This window comes from Paenibacillus sp. ICGEB2008 (genome assembly GCF_000307675.1).
GTDB lineage: Bacteria > Bacillota > Bacilli > Paenibacillales > Paenibacillaceae > Paenibacillus > Paenibacillus polymyxa.
Genome location: NZ_AMQU01000026.1, coordinates 285164 through 306114 on the forward strand (window position 1 = coordinate 285164; position 20951 = coordinate 306114).

The 20951-nt window shown below is 46.9% G+C and carries 17 protein-coding genes; 4 read left to right on the top strand and 13 right to left on the bottom strand.

Annotated elements, in window-relative coordinates:
• Positions 1-73 precede the first annotated feature (73 nt).
• Together C400_RS0122080 and C400_RS0122085 are read right to left on the bottom strand one after the other, a co-directional pair.
• On the bottom strand, positions 74-1747 hold the full coding sequence (locus tag C400_RS0122080) for a methyl-accepting chemotaxis protein (protein WP_017428229.1): 1674 nt from the start codon (positions 1745-1747) through the stop codon (positions 74-76).
• Between the two features lie 27 nt (positions 1748-1774).
• Positions 1775-2779, bottom strand: coding sequence for a BMP family lipoprotein (locus tag C400_RS0122085; RefSeq protein ID WP_017428230.1), 1005 nt, complete (start codon positions 2777-2779; stop codon positions 1775-1777).
• Positions 2780-3068: 289 nt separating this feature from the next.
• On the opposite strand from C400_RS0122085, the gene C400_RS0122090 reads away from it, so the two are divergent.
• The gene (locus tag C400_RS0122090) at positions 3069-6245 is read left to right on the top strand and encodes a bifunctional cytochrome P450/NADPH--P450 reductase (protein ID WP_017428231.1); all 3177 of its coding nucleotides are present in this window, start codon (positions 3069-3071) and stop codon (positions 6243-6245) included.
• 94 nt (positions 6246-6339) lie between these two features.
• Here the strand turns inward: C400_RS0122090 and C400_RS0122095 are convergent, their stop codons facing one another.
• From C400_RS0122095 to C400_RS0122110, 4 genes are all read right to left on the bottom strand, one after another.
• Positions 6340-6927, bottom strand: a complete 588-nt coding sequence (locus C400_RS0122095; protein ID WP_017428232.1) for a restriction endonuclease — start codon at positions 6925-6927, stop codon at positions 6340-6342.
• A gap of 167 nt (positions 6928-7094) precedes the next feature.
• The gene (aspA, locus tag C400_RS0122100; RefSeq protein WP_016821686.1) at positions 7095-8504 is read right to left on the bottom strand and encodes an aspartate ammonia-lyase; all 1410 of its coding nucleotides are present in this window, start codon (positions 8502-8504) and stop codon (positions 7095-7097) included.
• A gap of 199 nt (positions 8505-8703) precedes the next feature.
• Complete coding sequence (locus C400_RS0122105; protein ID WP_017428233.1) at positions 8704-9234, bottom strand: GNAT family N-acetyltransferase; 531 nt, start codon at positions 9232-9234, stop codon at positions 8704-8706.
• 106 nt (positions 9235-9340) lie between these two features.
• Positions 9341-9745, bottom strand: a complete 405-nt coding sequence (locus C400_RS0122110; protein WP_017428234.1) for a VOC family protein — start codon at positions 9743-9745, stop codon at positions 9341-9343.
• Between the two features lie 297 nt (positions 9746-10042).
• Here C400_RS0122110 and C400_RS0122115 point away from each other — a divergent pair, with 297 nt between their 5' ends.
• Positions 10043-11206, top strand: a complete 1164-nt coding sequence (locus tag C400_RS0122115; protein WP_017428235.1) for an aminotransferase A — start codon at positions 10043-10045, stop codon at positions 11204-11206.
• A gap of 519 nt (positions 11207-11725) precedes the next feature.
• Here the strand turns inward: C400_RS0122115 and C400_RS0122125 are convergent.
• The 7 genes from C400_RS0122125 to C400_RS0122155 all read right to left on the bottom strand — a co-directional run bounded on the left by C400_RS0122125 (position 11726) and on the right by C400_RS0122155 (position 18743).
• Positions 11726-12799, bottom strand: coding sequence for an ABC transporter substrate-binding protein (locus C400_RS0122125; RefSeq protein WP_017428236.1), 1074 nt, complete (start codon positions 12797-12799; stop codon positions 11726-11728).
• Positions 12796-13617: an ABC transporter permease gene (locus C400_RS0122130; protein WP_017428237.1), complete on the bottom strand. Its 822-nt coding sequence runs from the start codon at positions 13615-13617 to the stop codon at positions 12796-12798. The genes C400_RS0122125 and C400_RS0122130 overlap by 4 nt, the downstream gene beginning before the upstream one ends.
• Positions 13607-14419 (bottom strand): ABC transporter permease, encoded by an 813-nt coding sequence (locus C400_RS0122135; protein WP_017428238.1) that lies wholly within the window; start codon positions 14417-14419, stop codon positions 13607-13609. Before C400_RS0122135 ends, C400_RS0122130 begins: the two co-directional genes overlap by 11 nt.
• Positions 14409-15518: an ABC transporter ATP-binding protein gene (locus C400_RS0122140; protein WP_016821693.1), complete on the bottom strand. Its 1110-nt coding sequence runs from the start codon at positions 15516-15518 to the stop codon at positions 14409-14411. Before C400_RS0122140 ends, C400_RS0122135 begins: the two co-directional genes overlap by 11 nt.
• 71 nt (positions 15519-15589) lie before the next feature.
• Positions 15590-16729: an N-acetyldiaminopimelate deacetylase gene (locus C400_RS0122145; RefSeq protein WP_017428239.1), complete on the bottom strand. Its 1140-nt coding sequence runs from the start codon at positions 16727-16729 to the stop codon at positions 15590-15592.
• Between the two features lie 182 nt (positions 16730-16911).
• On the bottom strand, positions 16912-17625 hold the full coding sequence (dapD, locus tag C400_RS0122150; protein WP_013372273.1) for a 2,3,4,5-tetrahydropyridine-2,6-dicarboxylate N-acetyltransferase: 714 nt from the start codon (positions 17623-17625) through the stop codon (positions 16912-16914).
• Positions 17626-17837: 212 nt separating this feature from the next.
• Positions 17838-18743: a hypothetical protein gene (locus C400_RS0122155; protein WP_017428240.1), complete on the bottom strand. Its 906-nt coding sequence runs from the start codon at positions 18741-18743 to the stop codon at positions 17838-17840.
• 232 nt (positions 18744-18975) lie between these two features.
• On the opposite strand from C400_RS0122155, the gene C400_RS0122160 reads away from it, so the two are divergent.
• Both C400_RS0122160 and C400_RS0122165 read left to right on the top strand, forming a co-directional pair.
• Positions 18976-19920 carry a DMT family transporter gene (locus C400_RS0122160; protein WP_017428241.1) on the top strand — a complete coding sequence of 315 codons (945 nt, stop codon included), beginning with the start codon at positions 18976-18978 and terminating at the stop codon, positions 19918-19920.
• Between the two features lie 74 nt (positions 19921-19994).
• Positions 19995-20858, top strand: coding sequence for a sulfurtransferase (locus tag C400_RS0122165; protein WP_017428242.1), 864 nt, complete (start codon positions 19995-19997; stop codon positions 20856-20858).
• The last annotated feature ends 93 nt before the right edge of the window (positions 20859-20951 follow it).

Sequence of the window (20951 nt, forward strand, 5' to 3'; positions counted from 1 at the left end):
GTCTCCCTGTACAAGGTAGAACTTCTTCTTACGTGCTGCTTGCATCCATTGTTCAGCAGCATAGATATTCGTATTAAAGTGTTTGGCTCGTCTTTTCCACCTGAAAACGATTCAGTTCCCGCTGCATCTCCTCGCGAATCTGGCGAAGCTCCTTTACCTTCTCAGCCGATTCCTCGAAGGAACGCTTCTGCTCCACCGTGGAAGCCGTAATCTCTTCACTGCCTGCGGCGGACTGCTGAGTGATTGCGCTAATATTCTCAATAGCTTGCTGCACCTGTACACTCAGTTCTCGTGATACATTCATGTCTATGGATAATTTGCTGACTTGGCCGGCAATTTGCTGCACTTTGCCACTAATCTCTCTAAACGATTCTCCGGTGGAGGAGGTTGCCTTCTCCTGCTCGCGGAACAACTCCTGACTTTGCGCCACAGAAGTCTTCACCTTATCCATAGCCTGCGTGATCCCCTCAACAGCGGTATAAATTTTCTTTACAGCAGATTCAGATTGACTCGCCAGCTTTTTCACTTCATTGGCAACAACAGCAAAGCCTTTTCCCGCTTCACCCGCACGTGCAGCCTCAATCGAGGCATTCAAGGACAACAGCGACGTTTGGCTGGCAATTTCAGATACATAACCGGTCATAGTTGTGATCTCAGCTGCATTAGATTCCAGCTCTCTAACGGTTTGTTCCACTTCAGACATTGCCGAACGATTCTCTGCAACAATTCGCATTTGATCACTCATGACACGCGCACCCTGCTCAATGACACGCAAAGCATCCTCACTATACGTGGTTGATTGCGTAGTCTCCAGCAAATTAGATTCAAACTTCTGCTGCATATCATCCACCACGCTAACTGTCGATGACAGGTCCTCAGCAATTTTCTGACTGCCTATCGCAAGTTCCTCTGTTGATGTGCTGACTTGTGTCACAATTTCCTTCATGGCCTCATTGTGCTGATCAATATCCCGAGCCATCAGATCGACACGATTACCCGCCTGATCAATGGAAAGTACAATGCTGCGCAAGTTCCCGATCATAACACGGAAAGATTCATTGAGCTCGTCCAGCTCATCTCGGCCCTTTGTTTGAGGAAGTTGAACAGTTAAATTCCCCTCGGCAATTTGCTTCGCTGCATCCGTTAACTTGCGGGTTCTAAGGGCAAGCTGCCTGGAGGTATATGTATTATATAGCCCAACCGCCACCAGAAGTAGAACTGCACCTGCCAAGGCTAATTGCCAAGTAAAACGAATACTTTTGGTCAAGTCTTCTGTGTATTGGTCGTAACGCGCCTTGGTCAGCAGATCCAGCATAAATACATCGTTCTGAATCCCCTGGGCACGCATGGCCTCTCGTTTGGATTCTGGGCTGTTCTGAGCACTCGTCGCTTTTTCCGTTGCTACTTTCAATTGGCTGAATTTTGTTTTAATTGTATCCAGTCGCTTTTGCTGTGCTTCGGTCTGCATCATGCCCTGTGAAAGCAAAGTAATCGTTTTTTCAGACTGAGTTAGCTGATTTTGCACATCGGCTTTGTTGCTCTCCGTCATGGAAGTAGAATAATTTTGCAGTGCCTGCCCCGACTGAATCAAATAGGCATTAAGCTGCTGTACATTCAACATAGCTGGAACAAGATTACTGCTTTGAGCGTTAATACGTAACAATTCAAAAATGATATAAGCTACTAAAGCCAGGCAAGCGATCAGGGAAATCATCGCGTTAAGCACCAGTTTACCTTGCAGTTTCATCAGCATTCATCCTCCGTTTGCGAAAATTTATTGGGTGGGTACAGTAAGTGTGCCGGATTTGATTTTTTCCATTAAATCATCCATTACCTTTTGCTGATCCGGATTCAGTGTCACGACACGAATAGGCGCCAAACCTATACCTTCTTCCGCAAGTCCAAACACCATATCCTTCTCCGTAAATTTTCTTTGATGGTCTGCAAAGCCTTTGACTACTGTATAAATTGCACTGTCTACGTTTTTAATCATTGAGGTCACCACCGCTTTTTCTGCAATAAAAAACTGGTCGCTATCGACCCCGATGGCGAATTTGTGCTGCTTCTGCGCTTCCTGTAGCGCACCTACACCGGTTAGCCCTGCTGCTGCAAAAATGACATCAATCTGGTCCTGATTGATCATGTCATCCGCAATTTTCGTACCCAGCTCCGGTTTGCCAAAATCTCCTGCATACGTTGCCGTAACTTTGGCATTAGGCTTGACTGATTGCACCCCTGCACGATACCCAATTTCAAACTTTTTCAACAGAGGAGATTCCGCACCTCCGAGAAAACCCACCTGTTCCGTACGACTCGTCAAACCGGCAACAACCCCGGCCATAAAACTGCCCTCTTCTGCTTTGAAGGTAATGGAGGCCACATTCGGCAATTCCGATGTTTCATCCACAATTAAAAATTTACGGTCTGGATTCTTTTTGGCAACGGCCTCCAAACTGTCCTTCACCATGTAACCCAATCCAATGATTAAATCCGCTTTTTCTTGAACAAGCTGATTAAAAGCAGCCTCATACGTCTTGGTCTCAGTTATTTCCCGGTATTCAAAAACAATCTTCCCCTCATCCCGTGCCTTGACCAAACCTCGAAAAGCCGCATCGCTGTAAGATTGATCACCCAGACCAATATCTGACAGCACGATTCCCACCTTAATGGGTTCGGCCTTGGTTTGTACGTCTGATTGCCCACATGCACTTAGCAATAATGCAAAGATCGTGACAATGGGAATCCACCTAAAAGTTAATAATACAGCTCGTTTTTTCATGACATATCACCTCAACATAAAATGCAAATCCCCAACATCTTTATATCGGTTATAGAGGTGAATTTGTTCATAAATTTTTCTGTAAATTCATTGTAAATGGATAATGACAATGGGTTCATCTTCTTCTACATGTAATAAGCGTCTCTTTTCGTACTGCTTTTATTGTACGAACTGTCTAAAATTATTTATTTCGTTTATCCGGAAAGAATAAAGTGTAATTTTTATGGTAAACGTAGGAACCCCCTTCAACCATCACTCTATGTTGAAACTGAAAGGAGCTAGATTTAGAATGACTTCAACAAATTCAATTCCGCAGCCTAAAACATACGGTCCCTTAGGAAATCTGCCCTTGATCGATACCCATGCCCCTGTCCAGTCGCTGGTTAAGCTTGCCAATGAGTACGGTCCCATATTTCGCATGGATCTGCCTGAAGGAACGAACATTTATATTTCCGGTCATAAGCTGGTCGCAGATGCTTGTGATGAATCCCGTTTCGACAAACAGGTGTGGGCTCCCTTACAAAAAGTACGAGCTTTTGCCGGAGATGGACTATTCACAAGCTGGACTGAGGAGCCGAACTGGCGCAAGGCCCATCAAATATTGCTGCCAAGCTTTAGTCAGCGGGCCATGAAGGGTTACCACAATATGATGCTTGATCTTGCTGTTCAGCTGGTGCAGAAATGGTCTCGGCTCAATCCAGATGAAAGTGTAGAGGTACCGGAGGATATGACCCGCCTGACTTTGGATACTATCGGGTTATGCGGCTTTAATTATCGTTTTAACAGCTTTTACCGCGACCAGCCCCATCCGTTCGTGACCAGTATGACACGCGCACTGGATGAAGCAATGGGTCAGTTGCAACGTCTCAATTTGCAAAACAAGCTGATGTTATCGAAGAAAAAACAGTTTAAACACGACATCGAAACGATGTTCTCTCTGGTGGACAGCATTATTCAAGAACGCAAAACCACGGGCAACCAAGGTGAAGAGGATTTACTGGCACGTATGCTGGAAGGCAAGGACCCGGAAACAGGTGAAACGCTGGATGATGAAAATATCCGCTATCAGATCATTACCTTTCTCATCGCCGGTCATGAAACGACCAGTGGACTTTTATCCTTTGCCATTTACTATTTGCTTAAAAATCCACGAACACTAACCAAAGCCTATGAAGAAGTAGATCGCGTGCTCACCGATTCGCTGCCTTCCTATACTCAGGTGCGTGAACTCAAGTACATAAGGATGATACTGAATGAAGCCCTGCGGCTGTGGCCAACAGCTCCCGCCTTTTCTCTCTTCGCCAAAGAAGATACGCTGCTCGACGGAACCTATCCGCTTAAAAAAGGCGACAGTGTCAATGTACTCATCCCGAAACTGCACCGTGATACCGAGGCTTGGGGTGAAGATGTTGAGGAATTTAGACCCGAACGCTTTGAGGACCCATCCGCCATTCCGCAAGATGCCTACAAACCGTTTGGCAACGGTCAACGGGCCTGTATCGGACAACAGTTTGCCTTACAGGAGGCCACCCTTGTGCTGGGTATGGTACTGAAACATTTTGAGCTGATTGACCATACTCATTATGAGTTGAAAGTCAAAGAAACGCTCACACTCAAGCCTGAGGGCTTCACCATTCAAGTACGTCCGCGCAGCACACAGACTACCGTCATGCTGCCAGGTGCCACTCAAGAACTTCATGAAAAAGAGGAACAAAAAGTTGCAGCCCCCCATGCCGAAAAGCATGATACATCTTTGCTATCTTTGTACGGCTCGAATCTGGGTACAGCTGAGGGACTTGCAGGTGAACTAGCCGATTTAGGCCGGAATTGGGGTTTCAACAGTAGCATTGCAACTCTAAATGATCGTGTGGACCATTTGCCTAAAGAAGGCGTGGTACTTATTACGACCGCATCTTATAACGGGCATCCGCCAGATAATGCAGATGCCTTCGTAGAATGGTTGAAGCAGGTAGACGAGGGACAATTGGCAGGCATAAGGTATGCTGTCTTTGGTTGCGGTGACCGGAATTGGGCCAGCACGTATCAGCGCATTCCAAGAAAGATCGATGAGCTAATGGCTGCCAAAGGGGCAAAGCGACTGTATGACCGGGGTGAAGGCGACGCCAGTGGTGACTTCGAGAAGGATTGGGAAGACTGGAACCATGGCTTATGGCCGGAATTGCTAAATGCCTTCGGAATAGAGCACAGCGATACAGAACCGCAGGACACCAGCAGTCTGAGCATAGAGTTTGTAAGCGATGTACTAAGCGCTCCGCTGGCGGCCAACTATGAGGCAGCTACTGCCGTTGTTACCGCGAATCGTGAACTGCACGCTGCTGAAAGTGAACGCAGTACACGACATCTGGAGATCCAATTACCAACCGGATTGTCCTATCGCGAGGGTGATCATCTTGGTGTTTTGCCGCGTAATCCTGCTTCGCTGGTTAATAGGGTGATGCAACGCTTTAAGTTACAGGATCAGGACTACATCGTATTAAAAGGCAGTGACCGGGATGCGGCGCATCTCCCCTTGGATCGGCCTGTCAGCGTAGGAGATTTGCTCACTCTCAGTGTGGAACTGCAAGAATCGGCAACCAGAGCCCAGCTAAGGCAACTGGCATCCTTTACAGTGTGTCCACCGCATAAGAAAGAAATCGAAGCTTTGCTCGAGGATACTACTTTCGATCAAGAGATACGAAAGAAGCGCGTCACGATGCTGGATATTCTGGAGAAGTATCCAGCCTGCGAGCTGCCATTTGAAAACTTCATCTCGCTGTTACCACCACTCAAGCCTAGATACTACTCCATCTCCAGTTCTCCGCTTGAGTCGGAGAATTCAGCGAGTATAACCGTGAGCGTCGTGCGTGGACCAGCCCGTAGCGGAAAGGGCGAATATCTCGGTATCGCCTCCAATTATTTGGCACAGCTCCAACCAGATGATCCGGTTGTCATTTTTGTGCGAAAGCCTCAGTCTGGCTTCCGTTTGCCGGAAGACCCGACCGTGCCTGTGATCATGGTCGGTCCAGGGACTGGTATTGCTCCATTCCGCGGATTTCTCCAAACACGCCATGTGCTTAAGGAGAGAGGAGAACAACTCGGCGAGGCGCATCTATACTATGGCTGCCGTGATCCAAAGCTCGATTATCTATACAAGCAAGAGCTGGAGGCCTGGGAGCAGGAAGGAATCGTTACGGTTCATACAGCCTTTTCACGTCTGCCTGGTCAACCCAAAAGGTATGTACAGCATGTCATGAATGAAGATGCAGACACTCTGATTCACTTGCTTGATGAAGGAGCGCATTTGTATGTATGCGGCGACGGTAGCCGGATGGCCCCCGACGTTGAAGACACGCTCTGTGCGGCCTATGCGGATGTACACCATACAAGTAAAGAAGAAGCGCAGCAATGGTTGGAGCAGCTCCAACAGGATAAACGCTATGCCAAGGATGTCTGGACAGGCATCTAATGATAACGGTATAAGAGCAGCATCATATTCAATAATAAAAGGGACTGATTACTAGGCTTCAAGCTTGCCGCCAGTAGTTCAGTCCCTTTTATAATTATTTTTCACTCCATTTGGAAGCGATCACCTCTGCCCTACTTTCTATTACATCCATAACCTCCTCGCGGCGCTTTGACTTGAACAAATCAATCATGTCTTCCAAATCATTGCGGTCCAATAATTTAACCCCGTTGACAGCAGCAAGTGTTTTACAGGATTCCGTGTAACGTCCGGAGGTGATAACAATAGACTTGTCGGCTGCATAATAACGCATAGAGGTGTAAATTTCCTGCACCGCACCCAAGCCGACCGGATGTTGTACAGCATAACGCTTGGCCTGAATTACGACTCTGGCGCCTTCACGGTCTGTAAATACCAGATCTGCTCCAAAATCGCGACTGTTGGTTGTTTTATAAATGTCCTTATAGCCAAGCGCGGATAATAGCCGCTGCAAATAAAGCTCAAATTCTGAGCCGTCCTCCATACGATCTATATCCTGAATTCCGATTTTACGCGGGTCCAGATCACGTAAAATCCGATTCCGACGACCACGTATCATTCCCCTGATGATGAGCACAAGCAGTAATAGTAATACAATAAGTCCTATTCCTAATTCCTTATACGCCGATAATTGCTCCAGCAGCATTCCTCTTCCCCTTTTCTACAGCAGGCATGCAAGCGGTATATTCCTTAGTAGGGTTACCGTTACTACCTATCACACTGACACGGTTTTACACAAAAGCAACCCCGCCGAATTCGACGGGGCTGCCTTCATTTTATCTCAAAGTTGCCTACATTCTAAACTCCGCAATATTATTCACGATTCAGCAAAGATTCTCCGGCAATACCAGGCTGAGTCATTTGGTACGGGTCCAATATAATGTCCAATTCTTCCTCAGTCAGTACATTATATAGCAGACACAGCTCACGTACCGATTTGCCAGTCGTAATTGCTTCGCGGGCAATGCGTGATACGACCTCATATCCGAGGTGCGGATTGAGCGCTGTAATAATACCTACACTGTTCTCCACATATTCACGGCACCGCTCCACATTTGCTTCAATTCCTTCCACACAATGAACACGGAAAACGTGGAAGCCCTGCTTCATAATTTCCAGCGATTGCAGCAAATTGTAGACAAGTACAGGCTCCATCACGTTCAGCTCCAGTTGGCCTGCCTCCGAAGCCAAGCAGATTGTATGATCATTACCAATGACCTGAAAGGCAATTTGATTAATGACTTCACACATCACTGGATTTACCTTGCCCGGCATAATGGATGATCCTGGTTGACGAGCAGGCAGACTCAGTTCTCCCAGACCAGCGCGTGGTCCAGAAGCCATCAAACGGATGTCATTGGCCACCTTGGACATATTCATCATACAAATTTTCAAGGCAGCGGACACTTCAGTATAGGCATCCGTATTTTGTGTGGCATCTACGAGGTTTTCGTCTGCTTCCACAGGAAAGCCACTAACCTCAGCCAGTACCTCAGCGACACGCTGAATATAACGACGGTCTGCATTCAGGCCGGTACCCACTGCAGTTGCACCCATATTAATGGTTAGCAGGTGATCTTTGGTTGCACGAACACGTCCGATATCACGGCCCAGCACACGAGCATAAGCCTGAAACTCCTGCCCTAATCGGATCGGCACTGCATCCTGCAAGTGGGTTCTACCCATTTTAATCACACTATCAAACTCAGTGGCCTTGCGGGAAAAAGCTTCCTGAAGCTCACTCATGGTGACTAACAGCTTATCAATCATACTTAATACAGCCAAATGTACAGCCGTAGGAAAAGCATCGTTCGTCGATTGCGCCATATTAACGTGATTATTAGGACTGATCTCCTGATAGTCTCCTCGCTGCTTACCGATCAGCTCCAGCGCCCTGTTTGCAATCACTTCATTTGTATTCATATTAATGGACGTGCCTGCGCCGCCCTGAATCGGATCGACGATAAAATGATCATGCAACTGTCCTTGAATAATCTCGTCAGCAGCCTGAATAATGGCCTCTGCTTTGGGGCGATGTAAACGGGTTAGTTCCATGTTTACCGTCGCTGCTCCCTTTTTTACGATCGCCATGGCTTTAATCAACTCAGGATGCAATCGTTGGCCTGTAATTGGAAAATTTTCTTTTGCTCTTAGAGTTTGTACACCGTAATAAGCATCTGACGGCACTTCCTTGGTTCCTAAAAAATCATGCTCCAGCCTCATATTCTTTGATTCCTCCGCTGTGTTTGCTACGTTCTTCAATTCAGTACAGTCAAATGACATAAAAAGATCTTTTCTGACTTCCTCTTCATTATACGTTCCGATTCCCGTGCTTTACCAGTCGAATAAACGCGGAAAAAGGTTATGTAATCCTATGACAAGTTATGATTACCCGCAAATACCACGGTTATTCGGCAAATGCTCAGCTATGACTGGAATACGAATTTAATGGCTTATAATAATATCGAGTGGCGTGCAGCTGACCATCGGCTGATTGAGCGTAGTTCGGAATAACACCAGCTTCCACAAACCCGATCGACTCATATAATCTATTAGAAGGATCTCCCACCCGCGTATCCAGCACCAGTAGGGTTCTGTTATGACGCACTGCCTCTTCTTCGGCTGCCTTCATTAACTGTCGTGCGATCCCAAGCCTGCGTCCGGACGGATGCACCATAAGCTTTGCAATTTCTGCACGATGTATAGCGTTCGCTTTTTGAGCCAACTGAAGCTGAACCGTCCCAACAGGTATTCCGTCCTTCTCGGCAATCCACAGAACTACACCGTCCTCAAGCACACTGTTCCAATAAGCTGCTGCCTCCTGATACCCCAGTGGCGGTAAGAAACCTATAGATGCACCATCAGCAACCACGTCGATCAACAGCCGGCTTAGTGAATCTGACAATACTTCGCTGAGCACTTGAACAGAGTATATTCTCACTTCGTTAGACATTGTAATTCCTCCTGATAAGTTCAATCACATGCAAGAAAGAAAGTAAACTATCCTTTTAGGATAGATTACTTTCCATGATACTTTGTTTGCTTAATCACCCTTACTTCTATGACTGCTCTGCCATATAAAAGAACTCCCATAGATGACCATCCAAATCCTGAAAACTCCAGCCATACATAAAACCATGATCTTGAGGCTCATTGGAGGGTTTGCCGCCTGCTTTCAAAGCTTTGTGGACGATCTCATCCACCTTTTCTCGGCTCTCCACCGATAGGGCAACAATCGCTTCTGTGCTTTTCGTGGCATCTGAAATTTCCTTGGAAGTGAACGCTTTAAAACGTTCTTCAACCAACAGCATGACAAAAATATGTTCACTAACAACCATGCAGGTTGCATGTTCATCCGTGAACTGAGCATTGAATTCAAATCCGATGGAAGTGAAAAAATCAATGGAGTGTTGCAGGTTTTTAACTGGTAAATTCACAAAAATTTGTTTAGCTGTTACTCCCACGACATCTCACCTCTTCATTCTACTTTATCATACTACTTCCCCACAAAAGATAACTTAACTATCCTATAAAGTCAATCAATCTGACATTTATCTAGTTCTGTGATCGTTAAGTCAATTGGCTTTGATCACTCCCATTTCCTTTATGATTACGCTTACAAACATACCCTATATTTAAGATACCACAAATTAGCCAATTTAGTACCTGAATTATGTAAAATGAATTCTTCTTGCCGTAGCATAATCAGATCATATTATTGTAAACTTGTTCTAATACAGAAAAAGGTGGCATTACACACTATGGAGCATTTGCTTAACGATCAGGTTAAAAATATTCAAATCAGTGGCATCCGCAAAATCGCCAATAAAGTTGCCGCATTACCCGGAACTCTGTCATTAACGATTGGGCAGCCAGATTTCCCCACCCCTGTACACATTATGGAAGCTGCCCATCGGGCGATTGATGAAGGTCGGACCACGTATACACCTAATCCGGGACTACCGGAATTACGCGAAGCCGCAGCAGCGTTTGTAGATCGCAAATACGGCCTGAATTACCGAGGACAGGATGAGGTTATCGTGACGAACGGAGCCAGTGAAGCGCTGGATATTACCCTGCGCACGATTTTGTCACCCGGAGACGAAGTCATTCTACCTGTGCCGATCTACCCAGGATATGAACCATTGATCCGTTTGTCAGGTGGCATTCCAGTGTTGGCTGACACCCGCAACAGCGGCTTCAAGCTAACGGCCGAGGTACTAGAGCCTTATCTGACTGAGCGGACAAAAGCAGTCATTCTCGGGTATCCTTCGAATCCAACCGGACGAGTAATGAGCCGCGAAGAGCTGGAAGCAGTCGCAGATTTGCTCAAGGAACGCGACCTGTTTATCATTTCGGATGAAATATACAGCGAACTGATTTATGATACATCGCACGTATCTATTGCGACTCTTCCAGGTTTGCGGGAGCGCACCATCGTCATTAACGGACTGTCCAAATCACATTCCATGACAGGATGGCGCATTGGTTTTACACTTGCACCTGCTGAAATCACACAGCACATGGTCAAAGTGCATCAATACAACGTGACCTGTGCTAGCTCAATTAGCCAATATGCAGCACTAGAAGCCCTGACCGCTGGGGTGGATGATGCACTTCCGATGCGCGATGAGTACCGCAAACGTCGTGACTATGTACACGGAAGACTGGCTGATATGGGAATTCCACTGGAGAAGCCCGAAGGAGCCTTCTATTTCTTCCCTTCCATCGCCCATTTTGGATTAAGCTCGATGGAATTCACATTGAAGCTGCTGGAAGAGCAAGGAGTGGCTGTCGTGCCGGGAGATGCCTTTTCTTCCTATGGGGAAGGCTACATTCGCTTATCTTACGCCTACGGACAGGATGTACTGGAGCAAGGGTTGGATAAAATAGAGAGGTTTGTTAAAGGAATTGTGAGAGGTTAAGGTGGTTAGGGGCGCTACGCAGTCCATTTGATCTTCCAATCGCTGTTGCTGCGGGATTCTTTAATTGTATAAAACATTTATAGGTAAGAATCCCTCAGCAAAGGCGAACGCTGCCGCTTCTCCAGATTCAATTGGCCCGCTTCGCTCGCTGCCCGCCTTAAAGTCCCACAATTTTCTAAGGTATGTGAAGTGGTAGGGTTAAAGACATTACTTACCGCTTCGCGCGGTGAGTACACAAAAAAAGGCCCTTGAACCACCTACGTTGGTGGTTCAAGGGCCTTTTCACTCTTCCCCTACTCCCTCACCGTCGGCGTGAGGGATTCATAGGTACGTGGCTTTAAGCACGTCACAGCGGAGGGGGCGGAATGGTGCTGGACAAGCGAAGCGGTCGCCTTAAAATTCCGATTTTCACCTTTACATATTCAATCATAAAAATCGGAATTTAACAGCGATGGTAAGCACCATCCGCCTCCGCAGCGGCCTCTAAAGCACCATTCCCTGATCCACAACGCCACTCCCCTACTTTAAATGCATTTTGAATTGCAGGAACAATTCATTATAGTGAGCGAGCATTCGCTTACCCAGATTGTTGTATACTTCCAGCTTATCTGTAATTTCAGATGGAGGATAGAAACGCTCATCGCCAGAAATATCCCCAGGCAGCAATTTCTTTGCATCCTTGTTTGGCGTGGAGTAACCTACAAACTCGGCATTTTGAGCGGCTACATCGGGCTGCATCATAAAATTGATAAATTTATGAGCCGCGTCCACATGGGTGGCCGTTTTTGGAATAACTATATTATCGAACCACAGGTTGGACCCTTCATCTGGCACGACGTAATCCAGCTTATCATTCTGATCCATGATTTCGGAAGCATCACCGGACCATACAACTCCAGCAGCAGCTTCCTCGTTGGCCAGCAGCATTTTAATCTCATCGCCAACCACTGCCTTGACATTGGGTGCTAGCTTCTCCAGCTTCGTCAAAGTTTGCTGCAAATGCGCCTGGTTCGTATCATTCAAGGAATAGTGGAGACTGTTCAGCGACATGCCCATAATCTCCCTAGCTCCATCAACTAGCAACAGATTATTACGCAGCTTCGGGTCCCATAGGCCATCCCAGCTATGAAAATCAATGCCCTTCGTTAGCTCCGGGTTAAAGACAATCCCGACTGTACCCCAAAAATACGGAACCGAATATTGGTTATTCGGATCAAACGAAAGGTTTAGATAATGAGCATCTACATGCTTCAAATTCGGCAGTTTGCTGTGGTCCAATGGGAGCAACAGATGCTCCTGCTTCATTTTAGCCAACGCATATTCCGAGGGAACCGCTACATCAAACGAAGTTCCCCCCTGCTCGATTTTCGTCAGCATCGCTTCATTGGAATCAAATGTTTGATAAATGACGGTAATGCCCGTCTCCTTCTGAAACTGTTCCAGCAGCTCAGGATCAATGTAGTCTCCCCAGTTGTACACCGTCAGTGTGTTACCACCGGAGTAGCCTTGGCTGGAGTTCAGCCACGCTGCCACGCCCATCAGGCCAAACGAGATAATGAAAATGGACAGAAACACGCGCACAAGCGACTTCATCTAGGCACCCCCATTTCCGCCGCAGGCTCTTTTTTACTATTACGATTCGCCTTGCGCATGATAAAGTAGTAGCCCACCACCAGCAGCACAGTAAACAGGAATATGAGCGTGGACAGCGCATTGATGGACAAGGAAACCCCTTGACGGGCACGTGAGTATATTTCCACTGATAAGGTCGAATAGCCACTGCCAGTCACAAAAAAGGTCACCGCAAAATCATCCAGCGAGTACGTTAACGCCATAAAAAAGCCTGCATAAATTCCTGGCTTGATAAAGGGCAAAATCACCTTGGTTAGCACATCCAGCCGGCTGGCACCCAAATCACGCGCGGCATCGACCAGAGATGGACTCATTTCCTGAAGCCGTGGCAAAATCATAATGACCGCAATCGGCACACTAAACGCAATATGGGATAACAAAACAGAGTAAAAACCCAGCTTAATCCCAACCATCGTGAACAAAATGAGGAAGGAAGCGCCAATAATAACGTCCGGGTTCACGATTAGTACATTGTTGAGCGACAGCAGCGTATTTTTGACTCGACGGTTCTGCATCTGATGAATAGCCAGCGCACCCATGATCCCAATTATCGTAGCCAATGCAGACGACAGCAAAGCAATTACCAAAGTGTTAATGACAATAATGATCAAACGGGTGTCTGCGAACACCTCTTTGTAATATTGAAGTGTAAAGCCTTCAAACTCGTGCATGGTCCCGCCGCTGTTGAAGGAATAGTACATCAAATACAAGATAGGTGCATACAACACGAGAAAAACAATCACCAAATAAATATTTCCGAATCGGTTTTTATTTGCCATGCCGCACCCTCCGTTTCGTTCGCGAGGTGAGCAGCATAATGATCGCCATCGCCAAAATCAGGAACACAGCAACTGTAGAGCCCATACCCCAGTCCTGAGTAACCAGAAAATGCTGCTCTATCGCCGTTCCCAGCGTAATCACACGGTTACCCGCAATCAGACGGGTAATCATAAACAGCGACAGCGCTGGAATAAACACAGCCATACAGCCGGATCGCACACCCGAAAGTGTTAACGGGAAAATAACCCTGCGAAACGCGGTCCATTTGGAGGCTCCCAAATCACGGGCTGCGTCCAGCAGTGAAGGATTCAAGCCTTCCAACGCGTTAAAGATGGGCAAAATCATAAAAGGCACAAAAATATACACAGATACAAACACAAAGCTGGAGCTGGTAAACAATATTTGCTGACCACCCAACCCAACCATTCCTAGCACCGCATTCACCGGACCATAGGTTCCGAAAATGCCAATAAAGGCATACGTTTTGAGCAACAAGTTAATCCAGGTTGGCAAAATAATGAGCAACAGCCACAGCTGCTTATGCTTGGTGCGAGTAAGTAAATAGGCCGCCGGATACGCCACGAGCAGTGAACATACCGTAATCAGAAATGCATACCAAAACGAGCTAAGCGTCATGCTTAAGTAAACAGGTGTCAGAAACTGAGCGTAGTTGCTGAATGTGAGATGACCATCCACATCAAACAGTGAATAGTAAAATACAAGGACAACTGGCGCCGCCACGAACAGCACAATCCATAAATAGTAAGGCAGCAGATACGCTGCTCTTGTATTACCGGACATGCTGATCTACCTCTTCATAGGCTTCCAGACGCCGATCGAATTCTTCCTCTGTCTCCCCAAAGCGCATGACATGAATGGCTTCCGGGTCAAATTTCAGGCCGATTTCACTTCCCAGCTCCGCCTTTTTGGTAGAATGCACGAGCCATTCCTGTCCTGAATCATCATAGCAGCTTATTTCATAGTGAACCCCACGGAACAATTGAGTATCCACCTTTACCCGCAGCTTGCCTTCAGCAACACTCGTAATCTCCAAATCCTCGGGCCGGATCACAATTTCAATCGGTTCGTTCGGACGTAATCCTCCGTCAACACATTCAAACTGTCGACCGTTAAATTCCACTTGATAATCCGCGATCATACGTCCAGGAACAATATTCGATTCGCCAATAAAGTCAGCCACAAATCGATTAATCGGCTCATCATAGATATCATTTGGCGTGCCGCTCTGCTCAATCTTGCCTTTGTTCATGACAAAAATTTCGTCTGACATGGCCAGCGCTTCCTCCTGATCATGCGTAACGAATATAAAAGTGATTCCCAGGCGCTGCTGCATTTCACGCAAAATATACTGCATTTCTGTCCGCAGCTTTAAATCCAGTGCCGACAAAGGTTCATCCAGTAAGAGAACATCAGGCTCATTGACGATAGCCCGTGCAATCGCTACACGCTGACGCTGCCCCCCGGACATCTCGGAAATTTCCCGTTCACCGTAGCCTTCCAGATTGACAAAGGACAACGCCTGTGTAACCTTTTCCTGAATGTCCTTTTTGTTCATCTTTTTGATTCGCAGACCAAAGGCGACATTTTCAAACACGTTCAGATGTGGAAATAGCGCATAATCCTGAAAAACCGTATTGACCTGCCGCTCATTAGCCGGAACACGATTAATGAGTTTATCATTCAAATAAATAGAGCCTTCTGTCGGCTCTGCAAAACCTGCAATCATACGCAAAATTGTCGTTTTGCCACAACCGGAAGGGCCCAGCAGTGTATAAAATTTACCACGCTCAATCTCAAAGCTGACATCCGCCAGCACTGGGGGATCGTTGTCATATTGTTTGGTCACCCGCTCAAATCGGATGATGGTTTGCTCTCCCATAACACCCTCCTTCAAAAATTCGACTTCATTCCATTACATTCTCTTCATTAAACATAATTATTCAGGCTGTATCATTCACCCTGAGACTTCCATGTAAAATAGTCTGTCAGCACGCGGATGGCTACCTCAATGGCTTCCTCTGCAGGCTCCAGCTTGGCATGATGCAAGCCATAAGGCGTATCCACGCCAAGCCAGAACATCAGACCGGGAATTCGCTCCAGGAAATACCCGAAGTCCTCTCCCGTCATTGCTTCTCCGCATTCAACAAGCTGCACATCCTGCCGATTACTAACCCATTTCATGAATTCCTCAGTCACCTTGGCTTCATTGTACACTTGCAAATAATTGGAGCCATAATGAATCTCCGCCTGACATTCAAACCCAGCTTCCACACCGCGCACCAGCGCCTCAATCCGCGATTTAACCAGCGTCATCGTATCGGCAGACAGCGTACGGATTGTACCTTCCAAACGAGCGGTTTCCGCGATGATATTTTGCTTCGTGCCTCCACTAACCTTGCCAACGGTAATGACCGCTGCATCCAGTGGATTCACATTACGGGCTACCACCGTCTGTAATTGTCCTACCAACTGGCAAGCAGCTACTACCATATCATTCGCCTTGTGTGGATACGCCGCATGTCCCCCCGTACCCTTGAGGTCGATGAAAAGCTCCGATGTATTAGCAAATAGGATGCCCGGGCGAGTGGCAATCGTGCCTACAGGATATTCTGGTGCAACATGCAATGCGACAATTTCATCCGGCATCCAGTCGGCCAGCTCCGTGCTGTTCCGCATAGGCAAGGCCCCACCAGGTCCTTCCTCAGCTGGTTGAAACAACACGACCAGATCATCCTTAATCGGATGGCTCGCAAAGTGAGTCACAATTCCCAATCCAATCGTCATATGTAAGTCGTGTCCACAAGCATGCATGTAGCCAGGATGGGTCGAACGGAAATCGTAACCCGTCTCTTCCTCAATCGGTAAACCATCCATATCACAACGATATCCATAACGGCGCTCAGGAGCCGTTCCATGAATGAATACTAACACGCCCGTACGCCATGTACGAATCTCCAGCCGCTCCTGAGGGAGCGTTTCCAAGTAGTTCAGCAAGTATCGTTGTGTTTTATATTCCTCAAACCCTGGTTCAGGTATTTGATGCAGATCCCTTCGTATTTGAACAAAAGAACGATAATCGGCTGTACTCATTTTGCTGCTACGCCTCCTCTTTATAGCTCATCAGCTCTTATCTGGCAAAAGAATAAAAGGACAAAAGCCCGGCGCAGCCGCCGAGCCTTGTCCGTTGTGCTTCGTCCCTATGTTATGCTGTCAGTCTATCATGCTCCTGACAAGGAATCGTTCACCTTTGGTACATAAAAAACTTTGCCTTCTTACAGAACGCGCAGTTCTTTCAAAATCTCAGTTTTGGATTTGGTCTTGTCATCGACCTGTTTGATTACACGTGCAGGTGTGCCCGCTACTACGGAGTATGGAGGCACATCTTCAGTTACAACCGCTCCGGCTGCGACAACTGCACCTTTACCAATGCGTACGCCTTCCAGTACAACCGAGTTCGCACCGATCAATACTTCGTCTTCTACGATAACGGGCTGTGCGGAAGGTGGCTCAATGACACCTGCAAGGACAACGCCTGCACCGATGTGGCACATGTTGCCTACTTTAACACGACCGCCAAGTACAGCATTCATATCAATCATGGTGCCTTCACCAATCGTAACGCCAATGTTAATTACTGCACCCATCATAATGACTGCGTTGTTACCGATGCCTACCATATCGCGGATATAGGCGCCTGGCTCAATGCGTGCATTAATGCCTTTCAGATCCAGCATAGGAACAGCGGAGTTACGGCGGTCATTTTCCACTACATAATCTTCTTCTTTAGCATTTGCGCTATCCAGTACCGGCTTGATATCGGCCCAATCACCAAATACCACACCGCTGTCTCCAGAAATAAAAGCTTGAACGTTCTCGCCAAAAGATGCGGAAGCCAAAGCCCCTTTTACATATACTTTAACAGGCGTCTTTTTCTTGCTGTTTTTAATCACGTTGATGACTTCTTGTGTATTCATTTCGATGGACATATTAAATCTAACAACTCCTTCATCGCTTCATACGACTTCGCAAGCCGGAATGATCTTATTCTCTCATCCTTTATAGCACAAAAGTGCAGGTCTCGCAATTACAGATTAGATCTTCGAAGCGCTAACCTTGTACCTAAAACAACAAGCTTCAGCAATTTGGCTGCCTTAAATTCATAATTATAGGCCAGCGTCCATCTGACTTTATATTAGGATTATTTATTAGCTTGCAGGCTCTCCAGCGATGTATAAATGAAGGATTCAAATCCTTCAGCAGGCTCCCCTTGTGGAATATTCACTTTCACGCTGAAAGCGCCTGTAGTATTTTCCACAACAATATACTGTTGTGTAATCTTCGAGCCGTTCGCTTGCAAGAACAGACGGCTGCTGGTCAGCACTTTAGGCACGTCTGCTTTGTCCAGCTTTTGCACCTTGTCAATGGAAGCCAAGTCCTTCTCGCCTTCTTTTTGAAGCTCATCTAAATTAAAGTTGGAGGGCAACTTCGTAATTTCGGCGTAGTAGTTATCATCTACCGCCAAAGCGACACGGTTTTGATCTGGGAACAGGGACATCGGGTCAAACACATACAGCGAATAGCCCTCTCCCTTTGCCAAGGTTGCTGTCTGCTTTTCCTTTTTCCCTTCAAGGGTAAGGTCAAAAGTTTGAGTTTTCGCACGTTCCCCGCCTACTTGTTGACCAGAACTTCCGTTTTGATTGCCGTCTGTTGCAGCCTCTGTCTTTTGAATTTTCGTTAAAGTCAGTTGCTTCGCTGTCGCGTCGCCCTCTACTGCTTGTTCGTTATATTCAAACGCTACTGGATCACCTTCTTTAAGTCCAGCTATTACCGTATCCATCCCCTCCCCTAATTGGAAGGATTGGGCTTCGCCGTTGGTTTCAATCTCTACCGTATGTGGGTCAGCAGCTCCGTTATATACGCCTGTGCCTTTTTTAACCTGCGGTTCAGCAACCGGCTCTGGTGCGACTTGCGGCTGTTGCGTTTGCGGTTGGTCTGCCCCTGAAGGTGCATTGTTATTGGTTTGCGGTTTCGTACCACAGGCTGATAGAGCCAGCACTGCCACGACAGTCAGTAGTATGATTGAAAATGTGTTATGTTTTTTCATAAAATCCACCTCCACTATGTTTGACGAGCTTGTGCAGCAAAATTTCTATGCAGCATCTCACTTAAAATCCTCCCTCTCGCTCCCGTTGATTATATTCTCAGTATTTTGCAAAATCCTAATACCATGGGAATGCCAGGTACGGTATAATGAGCTATATTAAACCTCATTTTCGAGATACTGTTAGAAAGAATTTTAACGTATTTATTTTCTTTCATACGGATGGAGCTGCCACATGAATCAAGCACACAAACCGTCGTTTTCCTTTGAATTATTGTACATCATAGGTATTATCGCTATTTCGTTCTCCTCGATCTTCGTTAGATGGTCTGAAGCCGAGGTGTCCGTCATCGCTATGTACCGTTTGTACCTGACCAATCTGCTGATGCTGCCATTGGTCTGGAAATACCGCACCGAGCTATTCAGCCTCACTCGCAAGCAATGGATGCTGATCCTCTGGTCCGGAATCGCGCTAGGGCTGCATTTCTTGCTGTGGATGGGCTCGCTGCGACTGACCACCGTTGCAAGCTCTACTGTTATTATGACATTGGAACCGATCCTTGTCATGCTCGGTTCTTTTTTGTTTTTCCGGACAGGCACGAATCGCGCTATGCTCTTCGGAATGGGTATGGCCTTTGTCGGCTCACTGGCCATCGGTGCAGGGGATTTTCATGTCTCAGGACAAGCCCTGCTCGGAGATGCACTGTCCTTTTTGGGTATGGTCGCCGTGTCCATCCATATGCTGATGGGCAAGCATCTGCGCGAGCATTTGAGCGCTTTTGTCTATAATTTTTGGGTTTTTATCATCGCAGCCACATCGCTTGCGCTGTATAATGTGGTCAATGCTATACCTTTTACTGGATATGCGCCACGGGAATGGGGACTGTTCCTGCTGCTTGCCATTGTGCCTACGCTGTTCGGACATTACCTGTTTAACTGGCTGCTCAAATACATTAACGCCACCGCTGTGTCGATGGCGGTACTCGGTGAGCCTGTTATTTCTTCCCTGCTGGCGTGGGTGCTGCTCGGGGAAAGGCTGTCTGCCTTGCAGTTTGGTGCAGGCTTTTTCATTCTGTTTGGAGTATGGGTTTTCATCCGATACGGAACGGATTTTAAAAAGCAAGTTGTCCACCAAAGTGAAATGCCTGACAATGAGCCCCCCCTGAAGGTTAGCTCTTAGCTTATTACCCCATTTTCATAAACCATACTCAATGGATTAAATTTACTGTTAAAAAAAGGAAGGCGGAATCCTCTATGAAATCCATCGTATCTAAGCGCTGGCTGTTGGCCCGATTGTATGAACCCGACATAATCATTGCCGACTGCCGTTCCGTGCTCGGACAAGCCGGGGCTGGACGGACCGAATTTAATGAAGACCACATTCCTGGGGCGATTCACTTCGATTTGGAAGAAGACCTTACCGCTCCTCTAGGCGAGCATGGTGGTCGCCATCCACTACCTGATGTAGATACACTCGCTGCACGTCTGAGCCGTGCCGGGATCAATGCAGGTTCACGCATCGTCGCTTATGATGACCAAGGGGGGATGATGGCCTCCCGCTTCTGGTGGCTGCTGCGCTACCTTGGTCATGAGCAGGTATACGTGCTGGAAGAAAGCTACAGCGCTTGGAAGGAAGCAAAATTCCCCGTTACGGCAGACCAGCCGATTCGCATTCCCTCGACCTTTGTGGCAAATATTCAGCCGCAAATGCTCACAAGTATGAAAGAAGTACAACGTATATCCGAAGCTTCTGTTCCTGTTGGCTCCTATATCGGGTTTTCACCTATATTGATCGACTCCAGAGAGCGGCCACGCTACCTGGGACTGGAAGAGCCTATAGATCAAGCAGCGGGGCATATCCCCGGTGCAGTGAATTTCTTCTGGAAAGAGGTCTTGGACGAAAAGGGTGCATTTAAAAATGCAGAGCAGTTGAAACAGCATTTCTCTGATCTTGATCAGGACGCTGAGATCATCGTATATTGCGGATCAGGCGTATCCGCCTGCCCGAATGTTCTGGCCTTGAATGAGGCAGGATTTAGTAATGTGAGACTCTATCCAGGAAGCTGGAGCGATTGGATCAGCTATGAGGAAAATCCGGTGGCGACCGGGGAGGAATAATCCGTTTTTAACGGATATAAAGGTTTTAAAGACAAACCCACTGCCTTAAGCGGTTAGACTCATGGCAGTGGGTTTGCTTTATTTATGTAAAGG